The sequence below is a fragment of the Mesorhizobium sp. P2_E10 genome, from assembly GCF_056404235.1.
Genome location: NZ_JBFUEK010000001.1, coordinates 194,124 through 209,743, shown reverse-complemented (window position 1 = coordinate 209,743; position 15,620 = coordinate 194,124). Strand labels below are relative to the sequence as shown.

At 63.5% G+C, this 15,620-nt stretch carries 18 protein-coding genes and 1 tRNA gene; 12 read left to right on the top strand and 7 right to left on the bottom strand.

Annotation, left to right across the window (positions count from 1 at the left end; translation table 11 throughout):
* The first annotated feature begins 36 nt into the window (after positions 1 to 36).
* The gene (locus tag AC1D0N_RS01135; RefSeq protein WP_477240545.1) at positions 37 to 639 is read left to right on the top strand and encodes a nucleotidyltransferase family protein; all 603 of its coding nucleotides are present in this window, start codon (positions 37 to 39) and stop codon (positions 637 to 639) included.
* Between the two features lie 85 nt (positions 640 to 724).
* On the opposite strand, the gene AC1D0N_RS01130 is transcribed toward AC1D0N_RS01135, so the two are convergent.
* Complete coding sequence (locus AC1D0N_RS01130) at positions 725 to 1,720, bottom strand: aldo/keto reductase (protein ID WP_477240543.1); 996 nt, start codon at positions 1,718 to 1,720, stop codon at positions 725 to 727.
* 96 nt (positions 1,721 to 1,816) lie between these two features.
* Here AC1D0N_RS01130 and AC1D0N_RS01125 point away from each other — a divergent pair, with 96 nt between their 5' ends.
* The 5 genes from AC1D0N_RS01125 to AC1D0N_RS01105 all read left to right on the top strand — a co-directional run bounded on the left by AC1D0N_RS01125 (position 1,817) and on the right by AC1D0N_RS01105 (position 6,724).
* Complete coding sequence (locus AC1D0N_RS01125) at positions 1,817 to 2,707, top strand: LysR family transcriptional regulator (protein ID WP_477240542.1); 891 nt, start codon at positions 1,817 to 1,819, stop codon at positions 2,705 to 2,707.
* Positions 2,708 to 2,766: 59 nt separating this feature from the next.
* Complete coding sequence (locus AC1D0N_RS01120) at positions 2,767 to 3,339, top strand: cytochrome b (RefSeq protein WP_477241834.1); 573 nt, start codon at positions 2,767 to 2,769, stop codon at positions 3,337 to 3,339.
* Between the two features lie 66 nt (positions 3,340 to 3,405).
* Entirely contained in the window at positions 3,406 to 3,981 is a 576-nt protein-coding gene (locus AC1D0N_RS01115) for a YceI family protein (RefSeq protein WP_477240541.1), read from the top strand.
* A gap of 68 nt (positions 3,982 to 4,049) precedes the next feature.
* On the top strand, positions 4,050 to 5,036 hold the full coding sequence (locus AC1D0N_RS01110) for a Gfo/Idh/MocA family protein (RefSeq protein WP_477240540.1): 987 nt from the start codon (positions 4,050 to 4,052) through the stop codon (positions 5,034 to 5,036).
* Positions 5,037 to 5,065: 29 nt separating this feature from the next.
* Positions 5,066 to 6,724, top strand: coding sequence for an FAD-binding dehydrogenase (locus tag AC1D0N_RS01105; RefSeq protein ID WP_477240538.1), 1,659 nt, complete (start codon positions 5,066 to 5,068; stop codon positions 6,722 to 6,724).
* 36 nt (positions 6,725 to 6,760) lie between these two features.
* Here the strand turns inward: AC1D0N_RS01105 and AC1D0N_RS01100 are convergent, their stop codons facing one another.
* Positions 6,761 to 7,648 (bottom strand): alpha/beta hydrolase, encoded by an 888-nt coding sequence (locus tag AC1D0N_RS01100; RefSeq protein ID WP_477240536.1) that lies wholly within the window; start codon positions 7,646 to 7,648, stop codon positions 6,761 to 6,763.
* Positions 7,649 to 7,716: 68 nt separating this feature from the next.
* A complete protein-coding gene (locus tag AC1D0N_RS01095) occupies positions 7,717 to 8,082 on the bottom strand; it encodes a VOC family protein (RefSeq protein WP_477240534.1) in 366 nt (121 codons plus the stop codon).
* A 149-nt stretch (positions 8,083 to 8,231) separates the two neighbouring features.
* Between AC1D0N_RS01095 and AC1D0N_RS01090 the strand changes: the two genes are divergently transcribed.
* The gene (locus AC1D0N_RS01090; RefSeq protein ID WP_477240532.1) at positions 8,232 to 8,537 is read left to right on the top strand and encodes a hypothetical protein; all 306 of its coding nucleotides are present in this window, start codon (positions 8,232 to 8,234) and stop codon (positions 8,535 to 8,537) included.
* A 28-nt stretch (positions 8,538 to 8,565) separates the two neighbouring features.
* Positions 8,566 to 9,456, top strand: a complete 891-nt coding sequence (locus AC1D0N_RS01085) for a sigma-70 family RNA polymerase sigma factor (RefSeq protein WP_477240530.1) — start codon at positions 8,566 to 8,568, stop codon at positions 9,454 to 9,456.
* Positions 9,457 to 9,466: 10 nt separating this feature from the next.
* Here the strand turns inward: AC1D0N_RS01085 and AC1D0N_RS01080 are convergent, their stop codons facing one another.
* Positions 9,467 to 9,865, bottom strand: a complete 399-nt coding sequence (locus AC1D0N_RS01080; protein ID WP_477240528.1) for a VOC family protein — start codon at positions 9,863 to 9,865, stop codon at positions 9,467 to 9,469.
* A gap of 109 nt (positions 9,866 to 9,974) precedes the next feature.
* On the opposite strand from AC1D0N_RS01080, the gene AC1D0N_RS01075 reads away from it, so the two are divergent.
* A complete protein-coding gene (locus tag AC1D0N_RS01075; protein WP_477240526.1) occupies positions 9,975 to 10,676 on the top strand; it encodes a helix-turn-helix transcriptional regulator in 702 nt (233 codons plus the stop codon).
* Between the two features lie 130 nt (positions 10,677 to 10,806).
* Here AC1D0N_RS01075 and AC1D0N_RS01070 read toward each other — a convergent pair whose 3' ends face one another.
* A complete protein-coding gene (locus tag AC1D0N_RS01070; RefSeq protein ID WP_477240524.1) occupies positions 10,807 to 12,483 on the bottom strand; it encodes a winged helix-turn-helix domain-containing tetratricopeptide repeat protein in 1,677 nt (558 codons plus the stop codon).
* A gap of 89 nt (positions 12,484 to 12,572) precedes the next feature.
* On the opposite strand from AC1D0N_RS01070, the gene AC1D0N_RS01065 reads away from it, so the two are divergent.
* On the top strand, positions 12,573 to 12,848 hold the full coding sequence (locus AC1D0N_RS01065; RefSeq protein ID WP_477240522.1) for a hypothetical protein: 276 nt from the start codon (positions 12,573 to 12,575) through the stop codon (positions 12,846 to 12,848).
* Between the two features lie 157 nt (positions 12,849 to 13,005).
* Here the strand turns inward: AC1D0N_RS01065 and AC1D0N_RS01060 are convergent.
* Together AC1D0N_RS01060 and AC1D0N_RS01055 are read right to left on the bottom strand one after the other, a co-directional pair.
* Positions 13,006 to 13,082 (bottom strand) — tRNA-Arg (locus AC1D0N_RS01060).
* Positions 13,083 to 13,278: 196 nt separating this feature from the next.
* The gene (locus AC1D0N_RS01055; protein ID WP_477240520.1) at positions 13,279 to 14,766 is read right to left on the bottom strand and encodes a sensor histidine kinase; all 1,488 of its coding nucleotides are present in this window, start codon (positions 14,764 to 14,766) and stop codon (positions 13,279 to 13,281) included.
* A gap of 346 nt (positions 14,767 to 15,112) precedes the next feature.
* On the opposite strand from AC1D0N_RS01055, the gene rpmH reads away from it, so the two are divergent.
* Positions 15,113 to 15,247, top strand: a complete 135-nt coding sequence (gene rpmH / locus AC1D0N_RS01050; protein ID WP_008833937.1) for a 50S ribosomal protein L34 — start codon at positions 15,113 to 15,115, stop codon at positions 15,245 to 15,247.
* A gap of 16 nt (positions 15,248 to 15,263) precedes the next feature.
* Positions 15,264 to 15,617: a ribonuclease P protein component gene (gene rnpA / locus AC1D0N_RS01045; RefSeq protein WP_477240518.1), complete on the top strand. Its 354-nt coding sequence runs from the start codon at positions 15,264 to 15,266 to the stop codon at positions 15,615 to 15,617.
* The last annotated feature ends 3 nt before the right edge of the window (positions 15,618 to 15,620 follow it).

The following is a 15,620-nucleotide window of genomic DNA, read 5'->3' as shown; positions in this document are numbered from 1 at the left end:
ATTGCCGGCAGATGGCGAATCGTCCTCCAAAGGGCGATGGACCATCTGCGCTATTCCGGCCTGCCTTTCGAAACGCAACGCGCGGCGTTTCTCGACATCGTGTCGAGAGATAAGCTGATCCATGAAGCGCTGGTTCGGGCAAGGAGCCTCGATCTACCGGACTGGCTGATCGTTTCCGGCGCGCTCTACAACAGCGTCTGGAACCAGCTGACGGGAAAGCCGTCGGGTTACGGTATCAAGGACGTCGACCTGTTCTATTTCGATGACAGCGACCTGTCATACGAGGCTGAGGACGGTGTGATTGCCCGCGCCGCTGCGGTCTTTGCTGGGCTGCCGCTGCCGGTCGAGCTGCGCAACCAGGCGCGGGTGCATTTGTGGTATCCGCAGAAATTCGGACGATCCTGCCCCCGCTATACCAGCTCCAGCCACTCGCTCCGCTTCTTCGCCTCGAGGACCCACGCGGTGGGCGTTCGCTACGACACCGATGGGCAGCTTGAGCTGGTGGCGCCGTTTGGGCTCGACGATATCTTCTCGTTTCGCATCACGCCGAACCGGGTGATGGACAACCAGCAGACGCATGAGGCGAAGGGGGCGAGGGCAAGAGAGAACTGGCCGGAGATATCGGTGGTGCCTTGGTAGGAAATGTCGGCGCGAGACACCCCCCTCTGCGCTGCCAGATACGAAAAAGGGGCGCCGAAGCGCCTCTTCCTCTGTTGATCATCGCTCACCCATTCACCAGCGCCAACAGCTCCTCGGTGTAGCGCTTGCCAACCACCTTATCCGGCGACAGCGCATCGCCAATCGCCGCCACCTCAGCCGCGCTCAACTCGATCGCGGCTGCCGCCGTGTTCTGCTCCAGATGGTGGATTTTTCTCGCACCCGGGATCGGCACGATGAAATCGCCCTGGTGCAGCACCCAGGCGAGCGCCAGCTGTGCCGTGGTCACGCCCTTTTGCGCCGCCATCTTCTCCAGCGTGGCGATGACAGCAGCATTGGCGGCCATGGCGTCGGCCTGGAAGCGGGGCAGCGTGCGGCGCCAATCGTCGTCGCTCAAGGCCTCGGGTTTGGCGATGGTGCCGGTCAGCAGGCCACGGCCGAGCGGGCTGTAGGGAACAAAGCCGATCCCGAGTTCGCGGCACACAGTAAACACCTCGTCTTCCGGATCGCGGCTCCACAGCGAGTATTCGCTCTGTACGGCCGATATCGGATGCACGGCATGCGCCCGGCGGATGGTTGCGGCACTGGCCTCCGACAGGCCAAGCGCCCGTACCTTGCCCTCGCGCACCAGCTCGGCCATGGCGCCGACCGTGTCCTCGATCGGCACGTTAGGGTCGACGCGGTGCTGGTAGTAGAGGTCGATGACCTCGGTGCCCAGCCGCTTCAGCGACGCCTCGGCCACCGCCTTGACGTGCTCGGGACGGCTGTCGACGCCGGCCATGCGCTGCATGCCCGTGCCCTCTTCCAAAATCCTGAAGCCGAACTTGGTGGCGATGGTTACCTTGTCGCGCACCGGCTTCAGAGCCTTGCCAAGCAGGATTTCGTTCTCGAAGGGGCCATAGACTTCCGCCGTATCGAAGAAATTGACGCCGATATCGACGGCGCGGTGCAAGGTGGCGATCGCGTCGGCCTCTGCCTGACCGCCATAGGCGAAGCTCATGCCCATGCAGCCGAGGCCGACGGGATAGACACTCAGTTCAGTTCCTAGCTTGCGGGTCTGCATCACGTGTCTCCTTGTTGCGATGCGACAGAGATAGGGCCTTGCCCTATGTTCGATAATCAGCTCTCATCTGTACGGCCTGTTCTAGAAAATAGATCAATGAAACGAGCGCATCTTTCGCAATTGGCCGTGCTGGCGACCGTCGCCCAATGCGGCAGCTTTCGCGGCGCCGCCAAGGAACTGGCGATAGCGCCGTCGGCGGTCAGCCATGCGGTGTCCAGCCTGGAGGGCCGGCTTGGCGTGCGGCTGCTGGCGCGCAGCACGCGCAGCGTCGCGCCGACCGAGGCAGGAGCGCAGTTGCTGGAGCGCCTGCGGCCGGCGCTGTCGGAGATCGATCTGGCGCTGGAGACGGCGATCGAGGCGCGCGACCGGCCGGCCGGCAATCTGCGGCTGACCGTGCCGCGCACCGCAGCCCACCTGGCGCTGACCCCACGGCTCGGCGCCTTCGCCGCGGCCTACCCCGACATCGTGCTGGAAATCGTCATCGAGGATCGCTTCACCGATGTCGTCGAAGGCGGTTTCGATGCCGGCGTCCGGCTCGGCGAGAGCCTGCAGCGCGACATGATCGCTGTGCGCATAGGGCCCAACCTTCGCGGCGCCGTCGTCGGCGCTCCGTCCTATTTCGCGACCATGCCCAAACCATCGCATCCGCACGATCTGGCCGACCACCGCTGCATCCGCTTCCGCTTCTCCAGCGGCATTCTCTACCGCTGGGAGTTCGAGAAGGACGGCGAGGAGATCGAGTTCGCTGCGCAAGGGCCACTGATCCTCGACGAGGACCATCTGATCGCCCAGGCAGCGGTCGATGGCGCCGGGCTCGCCTTCGTGTTCGAGGATTATGTTCGCGCACCGCTCGCCGACGGCAGGCTCATCCGTGTGATGGAGGACTGGTGCCCGTCCTTCGACGGTTTCTTCGTCTACTATCCAAGCCGCCGCCAGATGCGGCCGGCACTGCGCGCCTTTGCCGATTTCTTCAAGGTGAGCGGATAGGCCCACCCTTCCACGAGGGGAGAATGGAAGAAACCCGCCCCTACATTCGTTCACCGTCCATGCCTGCACTGATCACCAACAGCACGAGCCGCTATGGCTGGGCAGCGATCGTCCTTCATTGGGCGATCGCGATAATCTTCATCGGCCAGTTCGCGCTCGGCTTCGTCATGGTGCGGCTGACCAGCCAGCGTACCGCCTTCGAGCTGATCCAGCTGCACAAATCCTTCGGCTTTCTGTTGCTTGGCCTGGTTGTCCTGCGCATCGCCTGGCGGCTCGGCAATGCCGCGCCGGTGCTGCCGCGCTCGGTCGGCGCCCTGGAGCGCCGGACAGCGCCGCTGGCGCATCTGGTGCTGTATGCCTTTCAACTGGCTCTACCGTTGTCCGGCTGGGCGCTGGTCTCGGTGTCGATGCTGGAGATCCCCAGCATGCCGTTCAACCTGTTCGTGATGCCGAACCTGCCGCTGGCTGAATCGGATGCGAGCGAAAGCTTCTGGACGTCGGCGCACTGGTATCTCGCCTATGCCGGCATCGGACTTGTCGTCTTGCATCTCGCTGCTGCGCTGCGCCATCATTTCTGGCTGAAGGACGCGGTGCTCACGCGCATGATCACGCCTTCGTCAGATCAGGAATAGAGCGGGCGGCTCATTCGTTTGTTGGGTGAGGACGCGAAAGCGTTGCCTGCAAAAAAGGATAGCTCCATGTATGCGCGCATCATCGGATACGCGGCGGTTGCCGCTTGCCTTGCCATGCCCGTCTCCGCGGCTGTTGAACTCGGCGACGCCGCCGGCAGCTACACGATCAACCCGGGCAGTTCCAGCATCCACTTCTCCATCGGCAAGGTTGGTGGCGGGGGGTTGAACGGCGCCTTCGGTCGTTTCAAGGGCTCGATCCGCATCGACAACAGCGATGTCGGGCGCTCCCAGGTCAACTTCACCATCTTTCCCGAAAGCGTCGGCACCGGCCAGGGCCGCATCGACGCCTTCCTGCGCTCCGACGCGGTGTTCGACGCGGCCAACAGTCCGGAAATCCAGTTTCGCTCGACCAGCGTCAAACGCACCAGCGACACCACAGCCCAGGTCACTGGCCGGTTGACGGCGCGCGGCAAGACTTTTGCGGAAAAGTTCACCGCCGAGCTCGGCGGCCTCAAGGCCGGCACGATCAAATTCCACGTCACCGGCAAGGTGCTGCGGTCACGCTACGGCATGGATGTCGGCACACCGATCTATTCGAATGTCGTCGATTTCGACATGACGCTGACGGGAAAACGGAGCTGAGTCTTCAATTGGCTTTTCCATCGATTTCGGGCAAACCTCGTCGCCTGTAATCGAGATGGAGAAGCGTGATGTTCCGATGGGGTGTTTTGTCGACGGCCAAGATCGGGCGCGAGCAGCTGCTGCCCGCAATCGTCGATGCAGAGAACGGCGTGCTGTCGGCGATCGCCAGCCGCGACCTGTCGAAAGCCAAGGCGCTGGGCGACCGTTTCGGCGCGCGCCATGCCTTCGGTTCCTATGAGGAATTGCTGGCCTCCAAGGAAATCGACGGCGTCTACATCCCGTTGCCGACCTCGCAGCATGTCGAATGGACGGCCAAGGCGATCGAGGCGGGCAAACATGTGCTGGTCGAGAAGCCTCTCGCGCTCGACGCCAAGGATATTTTACCACTGATCAAGCTGCGCGATGCCAAGAAAGTGCTGGTCTGCGAAGCCTTCATGGTCATCTACCACCCGCAATGGATCAAGGTGCGCGATCTCATCGCCAGCGGCGCCATCGGCCGGCTGCGCCATGTGCAGGGAGCGTTCTCCTACTACAATGTCGACCCCAACAACATGCGCAACCAGCTCGATCTCGGCGGCGGCGCGCTGCCAGACATCGGCGTCTATCCGACGGTGTCGACACGCTTTTCCACCGGCAAGGAGCCTAGCCGTGTGCAGGCGACGATCGAGCGCGACAAAAAATTCGGCACCGACATCTATTCTTCGATCCGCGCCGATTTCGGCGACTTCGAACTGTCGTTCTATCTGTCGACGCAGATGGCGGCGCGCCAGGTAATGGTGTTCCACGGCGAGAAGGGGTTCATCGAGGTGTTCTCGCCGTTCAATGCCGGGCTCTACGACCATCACCGGGTCGAGCTGCACAACCAGAACCACACCGAGGCGCAGGTGTTCCGCTTTCCCGGCACGCAGCAATACCGGCTGGAGGTCGAGACTTTTGCGCGGGTGGCGCAGGGCGGCAAGGAGCGTGTGTTCACGCTGGAAGAATCCGTGCTCAACCAGAAGATCATCGACGCCATTTTCCGCGCCGGCGGCAAGGACGGCTGGGAACCCATCTGACCATTTATCAAGCCCGGGGGGAGCAAAAGATGGCTGACGATGCGGACGTGATCATTGTCGGCGCCGGTCTCGCCGGGCTGGTTGCGGCAGCCGAGCTGACTGATGCCGGTAAGAAAATCATCATCGTCGACCAGGAGCCGGAGCAGTCGCTTGGCGGCCAGGCCTTCTGGTCGTTCGGCGGCATTTTCCTTGTCGATTCGCCCGAACAGCGGCGCATGCGCATTCGCGATTCCTACGACCTGGCGCTTGAGGACTGGCTGGGCACGGCCGCCTTCGACCGGCCGGAGGATCTTTGGCCGCGCCGTTGGGCCGAGGCCTATGTCAGCTTTGCCGCCGGCGAGAAACGCTCGTGGCTGATGCAGCGCGGCCTGAAATTCTTTCCGGTGGTTGGCTGGGCCGAACGTGGCGGCGGCAATGCCATCGGCCACGGCAATTCGGTGCCGCGCTTTCACGTGACGTGGGGCACCGGCCCCGGCGTGCTCGAGCCTTTTGTCCAGCGCGTGCGCGAGGCGCAAAAGCAGGGGTTGATCAACTTCAAATTCCGCCACCGGGTCAACGAATTGATCCGCACGGGCGCTGTCGTCACCGGCGTGCGCGGCGACATCTTGCAACCGAGCTCTGTCGAGCGCGGCCAAAAAAGTTCGCGCGACGTCGCCGACGATTTCGAGTTGAAGGCGCAAGCGGTGATCGTCGCCTCCGGCGGCATCGGCGCCAGTCACGAGCTGGTGCGCAAGAACTGGCCGCAACGGCTGGGCACTCCGCCAAAACACATGATCACCGGCGTTCCCGACCATGTCGACGGCCGCATGCTGGCGATATCAGAGGCGGCTGGCGGTTCGATCATCAACCGCGACCGCATGTGGCATTATGTCGAGGGCATCAAGAACTGGGCGCCGATCTGGACCGACCATGCGATCCGCATCCTGCCCGGCCCATCATCGCTGTGGCTCGATGCGCGCGGCAAGCGCCTGCCGGTGCCGCTCTATCCCGGCTTCGATACGCTGGGCACGCTCAGCCACATCATGGCTACGGGCTTTGACTATTCCTGGTTCATTCTGACCAAAAAGATCATCCAGAAGGAGTTCGCACTGTCGGGCTCCGAGCAGAACCCCGATCTCACCGGCAAGAGCTGGCGGCAAGTGATTGGCCGCGCCACGTCGGGCATTCCCGGCCCGGTCAAGGCGTTCATGGAAAAGGGCGAAGACTTCATCGTTGAAGCCGAATTGCCGGCGCTCGTTGCCCGCATGAATGCGCTGGCCGGCGGCGAGCCGCTGCTTGAGCTCGCCCAGGTCGAGCGCGAAATCCGCGCCCGCGACCGGCAGCTCGACAATCCGTTTTCCAAGGACATGCAGATCACCGCGCTGCGTGGCGCGCGCGCCTATCTGGGCGACCGGCTGATCCGCACGGCCAAGCCGCACAAGATGCTTGACCCGGCGAACGGCCCGCTGATCGCGGTCAGGCTCAACATCCTGACCCGCAAGACGCTGGGCGGCCTGCAGACCGATCTCGACAGCCGCGTGCTCAATGCCGACGGCCAGCCGGTCGAGGGGCTGTATGCGGTCGGCGAGGTCGCTGGCTTTGGCGGCGGCGGCGTGCATGGCTATGCAGCACTGGAAGGCACCTTCCTTGGCGGCTGCATTTTTTCGGGCCGCAGCGCCGGTAGGGCGGCGGCTGCTTCGGTGGGGTGAGTCGCGCCCGCATCGCATGCGGACGCTCTCGCTCTCTCAAATGGCGCTGAGCGCGCGGTGCAAGGTCTCCGCGAACCGGTCGGGATACGGCGCAAAGCCCATATGGTCGCCGGGAAAGGCGACCCGCTCGGTGCCGAGCTTCTCGGCCAAAGCCTTGCCCATGCCATCGATCGGCTGCCCGATGGACTCTTCGCCAATGCCGACCACGACAGGAGTGCCGCGCAGCATCTCGACGTCGGGACGGTAGAGCGACAGCGGCATGATGCCGTGCGCCAGCCAGTATTCGAAATTGCCGCTGACACGCGCAAAGGTCTCGGCCTCTTCGGGCGTCGGCGCGAATTGCGGCGGCGCTTCCTGCGGCCCGGCGTCTTCCTGCTCCGGGCCTGCGGACAGGCCGTGGTCGCTGAAGAATTTCTGCATCGCCGCCTCCACGCCATGGCTGCGATAGGTGTCATGCAGGTCGCGCATACCGGCCAGTGCCTGTGACGGGTCTTCGAGCAGCATCATGCTCGGCGGTTCGTGCGCCACCAGCACACGCACACGCCCAGGATGGCGGGCGGCGAGATTGAGCCCGATCTGGGCACCGCCGCTGGTGCCGAAGACATAGGCCGGCCCGGCGCCCAGCGCCTCGATCAGCCGCGCGGCATCGTCGCCATGGACATCGAGATCCTGTGTTTCGGGCTGCCCGTCGAAGGTGCTGCGCGAATTGCCGCGCGGGTCGTAGGCGACCACCGTGTAGCGGTCGGCAAGGTAACACGCGACATCGGCAAACACGCCGGCATCCTGCGGCCCGCCAGGGATGACCAACAGCAGCGGTCCAGTGCCCCTCGTTTCATAATAGAGGCTGGCGCCCGGCACTTTCAGCGTCGATGCCGTCATGTCCTCTGGGGTGGCGCGCTTCAGGCTCAGGGATTGTGGGTTCATGGCGGTTTCTCCTTGGGTTTGAAATTGAGTGGTCGGAAAATTCGGTGCGGCTCAGCAGCCGGGTCTGCTCACCGGCTGGCGAGGACCATGCGGTTGCCCTCGCTGTCGCGGAACTCGGCGACGGTGCGGCCCGGCTGCCACGGCGCTTCCTGCGGCTCGGTGACGATCTCGACGCCGCCTGCTTTCAGGGACGCGGTCGTTGCCGCGACATTGTCGTCGACCAGAACCAGCACCGGCTCCGCGCCTGGGGCACCGTCGGCCCGCCTGACGAAATGCAGGTTGGTGACCGCATGGGGAAACGCCAGCTCGATCCAGCGCCAACCACCGTCGCCCATCGGCTGGTCGGCGATGACCTGGCAGCCGAGGTGATCGGTGTAGAACGCCTTGGCGCGGTTCTGGTCGAACACCGGCAATTCGGCAAATTGGATGTGCATGACAAGTCTCTCCTGCTGTTTGATGGCCGCGGCGCAGCCCCCACCGGTGAAAGACGATGCGGGTGGTCAAAAAGATTCTGAGGGGTGCGAGAATCTTTCCGGCGCCGCGAAACGTCCTTTGAGCAAACCAACCAAGCAGGAGACGGACGATGGGCTACACAATCATTCGCTACGGCGTGAAGGACGCCGAGCTGGACGCGAACCGCGCGCTGGTGATCAAGGTGTTCGAGGCGCTGGCCGAGGCGGCGCCACCAGCCGTCGGCTATCTCGTGCTCGAACTGGACAATGGCGAGTTCATTCACATCGTCGGCCAGGACAAGGACAGTTCCGCGATCACCGGGCTGGCGGCCTTCAAGGCCTTCAGCGCGGACCATGTAGAGCGGCGGTCGACGCCGGTTGTCAGATCACCCGCCAGGATCGTCGGCAATTACCGTATGCTGGCTGGCGAACGTTGAAATTCGGATCAACCGCGCGGGACCAACCATGAGCACAGCAAAACTCGACCGGCCGGCCCTGGAAGCGATGCTGGCCGGGCTGCGGCCCAGATTGCATCGCTATTGCGCCCGCATGGCCGGCTCGGTGATCGATGGCGAGGACATCGTCCAGGAGACGCTTGTGAAGGCGCTGCAGGCGCTCGACGGTAGCGCCGCCGTCGAGCGCCCCGAGCAATGGCTGTTTCGCATCGCCCACAATGCCGCGCAGGATCATCTGCGCCGGCGCAACCGGGAAAGGTTGCGCATCACCGAGGCCGACATGACGACGATCGAGGACCCCTCCGGCAGCGCCGACGCCAGGCTCGCCGCGGCAACTGGCCTGCGCTCCTTCATGCAGCTTTCGCTGGCACAGCGCAGCGCCGTGATCCTGGTCGACGTGCTCGGCCTCAGCCTGCACGAGACCTGCGACGTCTCCGGCGCGACGCTGGCCGCGACCAAGGCGGCCCTGCATCGCGGACGGGCGCAGCTGAGAGTGCTGGCGTCAGCGCCGGACGACGCACCCGTACCCAGGCTCGATCCCGACGACGAGCGGCGCCTGCGCCACTATGTCGATCTGTTCAATGCGCGCGATTTCGACGCCGTGCGGGCGCTGATCGCCGAGGATATCCAACTCGAAGTCGTCAACCGCACGCGGCTGCATGGCAAGGCGCAGGCATCGACCTATTTCGGCAATTACGACCGCGTGAGCGACTGGGTGCTGTCGCTCGGCTTCGTCGAGGACCGGCCGGCGATCCTGATCCGCGACCCGCAGGCGAAGGATGACGGCGTCCGCGGCTTCATGCTGGTCGAATGGCTGGACGAGCAGGTCGTCCAGATCCGCGATTTCCGCTACGCGCCCTATTGCGTCGATGATGCGGATATTCGCTTCATCGACGGGTGAGTGGAAATCTCTAGCCGTTGAACTTCTTGATCGCTTCGGCGCTGACCGGCGTGAAGAAATTGATCAGATTCCCGTCGGGGTCACGAAACAGCAAGGAGCGGTTTCCCCAAGGCATGGTTGTCGGCTGCTGGACAAATTCACTGACGACCTTGCCCAGTCTCGCAAAATCCTTGTCGACGTCATCGACACGGAACTCGATGATGCAGCTGTGGTTGGCGGCAGGGCGCGCGGAACCGGCGCCGAACAGGGCCACGGTGCGCTCGCTGCCTATCGCCAGGGTACAGACCGGCGTCGCCAACTCGGCAAAATCGTCCGTATAGCGCGTCGCCGACAGCCCTGTGACGGCTTCGTAGAATTCAACCAGACGGCTGACATCGCTGGTAATAATGCGCACGGAGAGGAAATTCATGGTGTTCTCCTTCTGCGGGTGGTGTTCCCGATTTTGCGCCGCGGGGTGCGGCGCTGGGCGGCTTGTGGCAGGGTCCTGCTGACAGCTTCCCGTCAGCAGCGAGACCGAGATGCGCCGAGCCGACCGCCTGTTTCAGATTATCCAGATCATGCGGCGCTCCACCCGCCCGGTTACCGCCGGCATGCTGGCCGAAGAGCTGGAAGTGTCGAAGCGGTGCGTCTACCGCGACATGGCGGATCTGATCGGGCAAAGGGTGCCGATCCGCGGCGAGGCCGGGCTGGGCTATGTCCTCGACAGCGACTTCGACATGCCGCCGCTGATGCTGACACCAGATGAGATCGAAGCCGCGATGCTTGGCGCGCAATGGGTGGCCGAGCGGGGCGACCCTGTGCTGGCCCACGCGGCGCGCGACCTGATTGCCAAGATCGCCACCGTCGTGCCAGAACGTCTGCGGCCGTTCATCGCCGAGCCGGCCACCGGGGTGGCGCCGGCCAGGGTGCTCGCCCCCGACGTCCTGGATATTGCGAAAACCCGTCTATGGATACGCAACGGGCGCAAGATACGGATCCGCTATCGAAACCAGGAGGCGCAAGACAGCGAGCGTGTCATCTGGCCGGTCATTATCGGCTATGCCGAGACAGTGCGCCTGCTGGCTGCCTGGTGCGAGCTGCGCCAGGCGTTTCGCAACTTCAGGACGGATCGCATCGTCGCCGCCGAATTTCTTGACGAGAATCACGGCAGTCGTCTCGGCGAGCTGAGAACCCGATGGAAACGCCATATGGAGAGCGAGCGCGGTGTGCGGCTGTCATAGCGGGCGGGTTCGGCACGGGCGCGGCTGCGGACTTCGCGCAGATGCGCCGTCTGGCGTCAAAGGAACAAAGTTGAGGAGAATTCAATCTAAAGCGACTTCGCCAAGGTCGCGGCCGCGCACGGACAGCCGTTCACTCCGGCAACCCGGCGAACCGCATCTGCGTGATCCAGCGATCGAGGCTTCCGGGTGCGGTCCAAATCTTGTCCCACTCCCTGCGTTCTTTGCTGATGGATTCACCAGGAGTGTTCTGGAGGAAAACTGCAAGCGCTTCCTTTGCCTCTCGCTGGTTTCCCAGGCAGGCGTGGATCCCCGCAAGCATGCGCTGTGCGCCGCTCGGGATTCTGGCCATTTTCCGCATCGCTGCCAGCGCCGCCCCACAATCATTCTTTTCCCAGAGCGCCCAGCCCATCTGCCAGTGAAAAAAGTCAGGGTGGAAGGGATCGATGCCCTTGGCCTGCTCGATCCGATCGATCGCTTCGTCGGCGCGGCCAACATACAGCAGCACGTCCGTACTCATGACGAGGATATGCGAGGCGCTGGGGTTCAAGGCGATCGCCTGATCGTACTGGGCAAGGGCCTGCTCGACCTCTCCGGCTTCGGTGTGGATGCTGGCGCGGACCTCGTGCGCTTCAGCGTCATCAGGGGCGAGCAGGATGGCCTTGTCGGCGTATTCGGCCGCGAGTTTCAACGCCTCGTCCCGGTTGTGTTCCTGCGCGTGCCAGCCGAATACCGCGTCATTGCGATCGGACCAGGCCAGCCCGATATAGCCGAACTGGGCGTTCGGATCCGCTTCGACCGCCTTGAGGCTGAACTGCCTTAACAGCTCGGTCCCCTCGGCTGTGATATCCTCTCCGATCAGGGCCCTCCCCGTCAGGTAATAGCTGAGCGCGCTGACCTGCGCGGCATCGCTCTGTGGCAAGGGTCGCTCGATCCTTACTCCGACCCGATCCGCAAGCGTGCGGATGATTTCCTCCTGGACGACGAAAAGATCGCCGATCTCCCGGTTGTAGGAGTTGGCCCAGACATGTGATCCGTCATGCGCATTCAGCAACTGGGCGGACACTTTCAGCCGATCTCCGATCTTCTGCTGGCTGCCTTCGAGCAGGTAGTCGACGCCGAGTTCATCTCCAATCTGCCTGGTGTCGATGGGTTTATCGCGGTACCTGAAGCTCGAGTTCCGCGCGATGACGGCATAAGTCTTGCTCCGCGCCAGCGCGGTGATGATCCCCTCGGCAACGGCATCGCTGAGATATCCCTTGTCCGCACCGGCACTCATGTCGTCGAAGGGAAGGACCGCAATCCTGGGCATGTCGCCCGAACGAACGGGGGCGGCTCGCCATGCTTCCGCGCCGTAGTATGCGCCGATCGCTGCCGCGACGAGAACGATCGCAGCAAGAATGAACCTGCGTTGCGAAAACCGTGTCTTGGCTCGTTCCATGACGGCCGCGGCGTTTGGGTCCGCTGCGTCCGATGGATCGGCATTCAGCCGGTAACCTCTCCTGGGGAGGGTTTCCACGATCGCATGCGCGTCGTCCCTCAATGCGCGGCGAATATCGGCAATGCATTGGGTAAGGCTGTCGTCGGTCACGAACGTATCGGGCCAAACCGCCTCCATCAGCGCATCCTTGGACGCGATCTCGCCCGGTCGCGCCGCGAGCACGGAGAGCACCTCGGCGGACTGGCTGCGGAGATCGACAGCCTTGCCTTCAACCGTTCGGAGTTCGTTGATTCTGGTCAGGAAAACAAAACCGCCGAACGTGATCGTTTCGGCAGATTTCGGGTCAATTTCAGGAGCCTTTCGGGACATTTCACCCTCATGGCGCGCTCCCTAGCCTAGCCCATTCGCCCGCCGCATCCAAGCGATCCCCGCGGCACTGGATTGGACAGGAGGCCGACATGAAACGGACCAGGTTCATCATCGCTGTCGCTCTGTTTTCGACAGCGCAAACGGCTGCAAAAGCGGACTCCCAAATTGTGAATGCAATCGCGCATGTTATTTCTCTTGCATTTGTAAATGGCGGTATCGACGAACGGCGAGAACAGAAACCCTTCGATACATACGCGCTCTGTCTCGCATGGAAACATCAGAAGGATTTCCTTCCGCCGGATCCGCCCGCTTTTGTCTCTTTCGTATATTGTGCGCAAACAGAGGCGACGCCCGCATCATCCTGAGCGCGAATGACCGAGGCGACGTTTCGCGGCGTGGTGCGAATGTCTGGTATGAGCTGAGGCGGCGCTCCAGCGAAGAACCAGACGAGAATAGACGGACTGGGCAACTGCGACTGATGTGGGCTCGAAGGCTTCCCATGGCAAATCAGTGAATGGTGAATGGCGCGCCCGAAGAGATTCGAACTCCTGACCCCCAGATTCGTAGTCTGGTGCTCTATCCAGCTGAGCTACGGGCGCGCAACAGGCCATGCTTGGCATAGCCCCGCAAACCGGTCCTGACGACCGGCCGCGACAAGACGTGTTCCCTAGCGACTGAATTTCCGAAAAGCAAGCCGATCCGGCAAAAGTTTTGTTATCGGCGCGCTGCGGCTCTTTGCCCTTGGCAATCGCGGACGGAGGCCGCCCGATGCTTTTTCCTGGAAATTGCGCGGGATCAGGCCGGGCGGCGCAGGCCGTTGCGGGCCTGGTCGAGCCGGACCGGCTGGTCGGGAATGGTGACGGCGAAGGTGGTGCTGCCGCCAATCGATTCGACAAGCTCGATCGTGCCGCCATGCGCGCGGATCAGTTCATGGGCGATCGCCAGGCCAAGGCCGGTGCCGCCGCTGCGGGCAGAACCGCGAAACGCCGCGAACAGGTTTTCGCGCGCTTTCGGCGGCAGGCCGGGGCCGGTGTCGCTGACGGCGATGCGGCTGACGCTGCCGAGACGCACAGCCGACACGGCCAGGCGCCGCACCAGGGCGCTTTCGGTGTCCGCCGCCATCGCCTGCACGGCGTTGCGGCAAAGGTTGGTGAGTACCCGGAACAGCTGGTCGGAATCGGCGTCGACCTCGAAGGTCAGGTCGACGGCGTTGACGAATTCGATGCCGTCCTCAATGTCGAGCAGACCGTGCACGTCTTCGACCAGCTGGCGCAGCCGCAGGCGGCGGCGCGACGGCGGCGGCTCCTGGGTGCGGCCATAGGCCAGCACGCCTTCCGAATAGGAGACGGCACGGTCGAGCGCGCGCAGCAATTTCGGCGCGAAGGACTGAACGGTCGGGTCCTTGACCTGGCGCAAGCGGTCCGACATCAGCTGCGCCGAGGCCAGGATGTTGCGCATGTCGTGGTTGATCTTGGACACGGCGAGGCCAAGGTCGGCCAGATGCTTCTGCTCCGACAGCATTTTCTGCAGCCGCTCCTGCATCAGTGACAGCTCGCGCTCGGCGACGCCGATCTCGTCGGCGCGGGCGGCGGGCCGAATGATGCGCCCGGGATCGTCGGGCGCCTCGGAGAAGGCCAGCATCGAGCGCGTCATGGTGCGGATCGGGCCGATCATGATCAGGTCTATCGCGGCATAGACCAGCATGGCGGTGAACAGTGAGATCAGCAGCGAGACGAAGGCGACGTTGCGCGAATAGACCAGCATGGCATCGCGCAGGCTGCGGTCGGGCATGATCAGCTCGAATTCCTTGTCGCTTTCGCCAACCGGCCCGAATACGCGCAGCATGCGCCTGCCGCCGAAAAACAGCGTGTCGAGCGCGCCGGTCATGCCCTTGATCATGCCGACACTGGCGATATCGATATGTTCATCGACCTGCGGCGGCATCTCGGCCACCACCAGAAGCCGCGAGACGCCGCCGTCGCGCACGGCAATCGCCTTGGCGCCGATCGCCATCAGCACGTCGTTCTGGGCGGCGCGGGAGAGCGAATTGGGTTCGCCCTGCACCAGCACGATCGACACCGCCGCCGCGGTGCTCAGCCGCTCCTTCAGCCAGCTCAGCCGGTAGCTGGCAATCCAGGGCAGGAAAATGAGAATTTCGGCCAGAAGCACGAAGACGATGGTGAGCAGCAGCAGTTTCGTCGACAGTCCGCGCGACAAAGGCACCGTGCGGACGGCGGTGTTGGCCGGGCCGGTCCTCTCATCCACGGGTGAAACTTCGCTCATCGAGACCTGTCTTCACAATCACTTGATCGCCCGAGACTAGGCGATCACGGCTTTTTTGCCAATTTCATCCTTCGTCGGAAAGCGGCAGCGGCACAAAAAACCGCGTCCATCCGCCCGACCGCCCCGAGACGAACTGGTCGTTCGCGCCGCGACGAACTGCGAGTTCGCGCTGCGACGAACTGCTGGTTCGCGCTGGATTGACTCGCAAAAGCCTTCTTTCTATAAGCCGCTCACGCTCGGGCCATTCGTCCCGGCGCGGTTTCGATCGCGCCAAAACCGGCCCGGCAAAGCTCCTGTTACAAAGTGACAGAATCAAGAAGGGCCGCACCCCGCGGTATTAAAACAAATGAAGCGTACCTACCAACCGTCTAAACTCGTCCGCAAGCGCCGGCACGGTTTCCGTGCCCGCATGGCCACCAAGGGTGGTCGCGGCGTCGTCGCAGCCCGCCGCAACCGCGGTCGCAAGCGGCTGAGCGCCTGAACGGAAGACGAGATCGTTGCCCGCAACCGGCAAGCCAGTGGGACCACATCCCAAGCGGCTTCTGAAGCGCGCGGAATTTCTGGCCGTCCGCCGCGGTGAAAAGCGGCGCGGGCGGCTTTTTCTCGTTGAGGTTCTCGACCGCGGCGACGATCTCGCGCCGCGCGTCGGCTATACCGTCACCAAGAAGGTCGGCAATGCGGTCGTGCGCAATCGCGTCCGGCGGCGGCTGAGAGAGGCCGTGCGCACGCATGCGGCCAGTGACATGGCGCCTGGCAATGACTATGTCATCGTCGGGCGCGAAGACGTGCTGACCATTCCGTTCGGCCAGTTGAAGGCCGAACTCTCCCGCCGTCTCAGCGGAACACGATAGGCC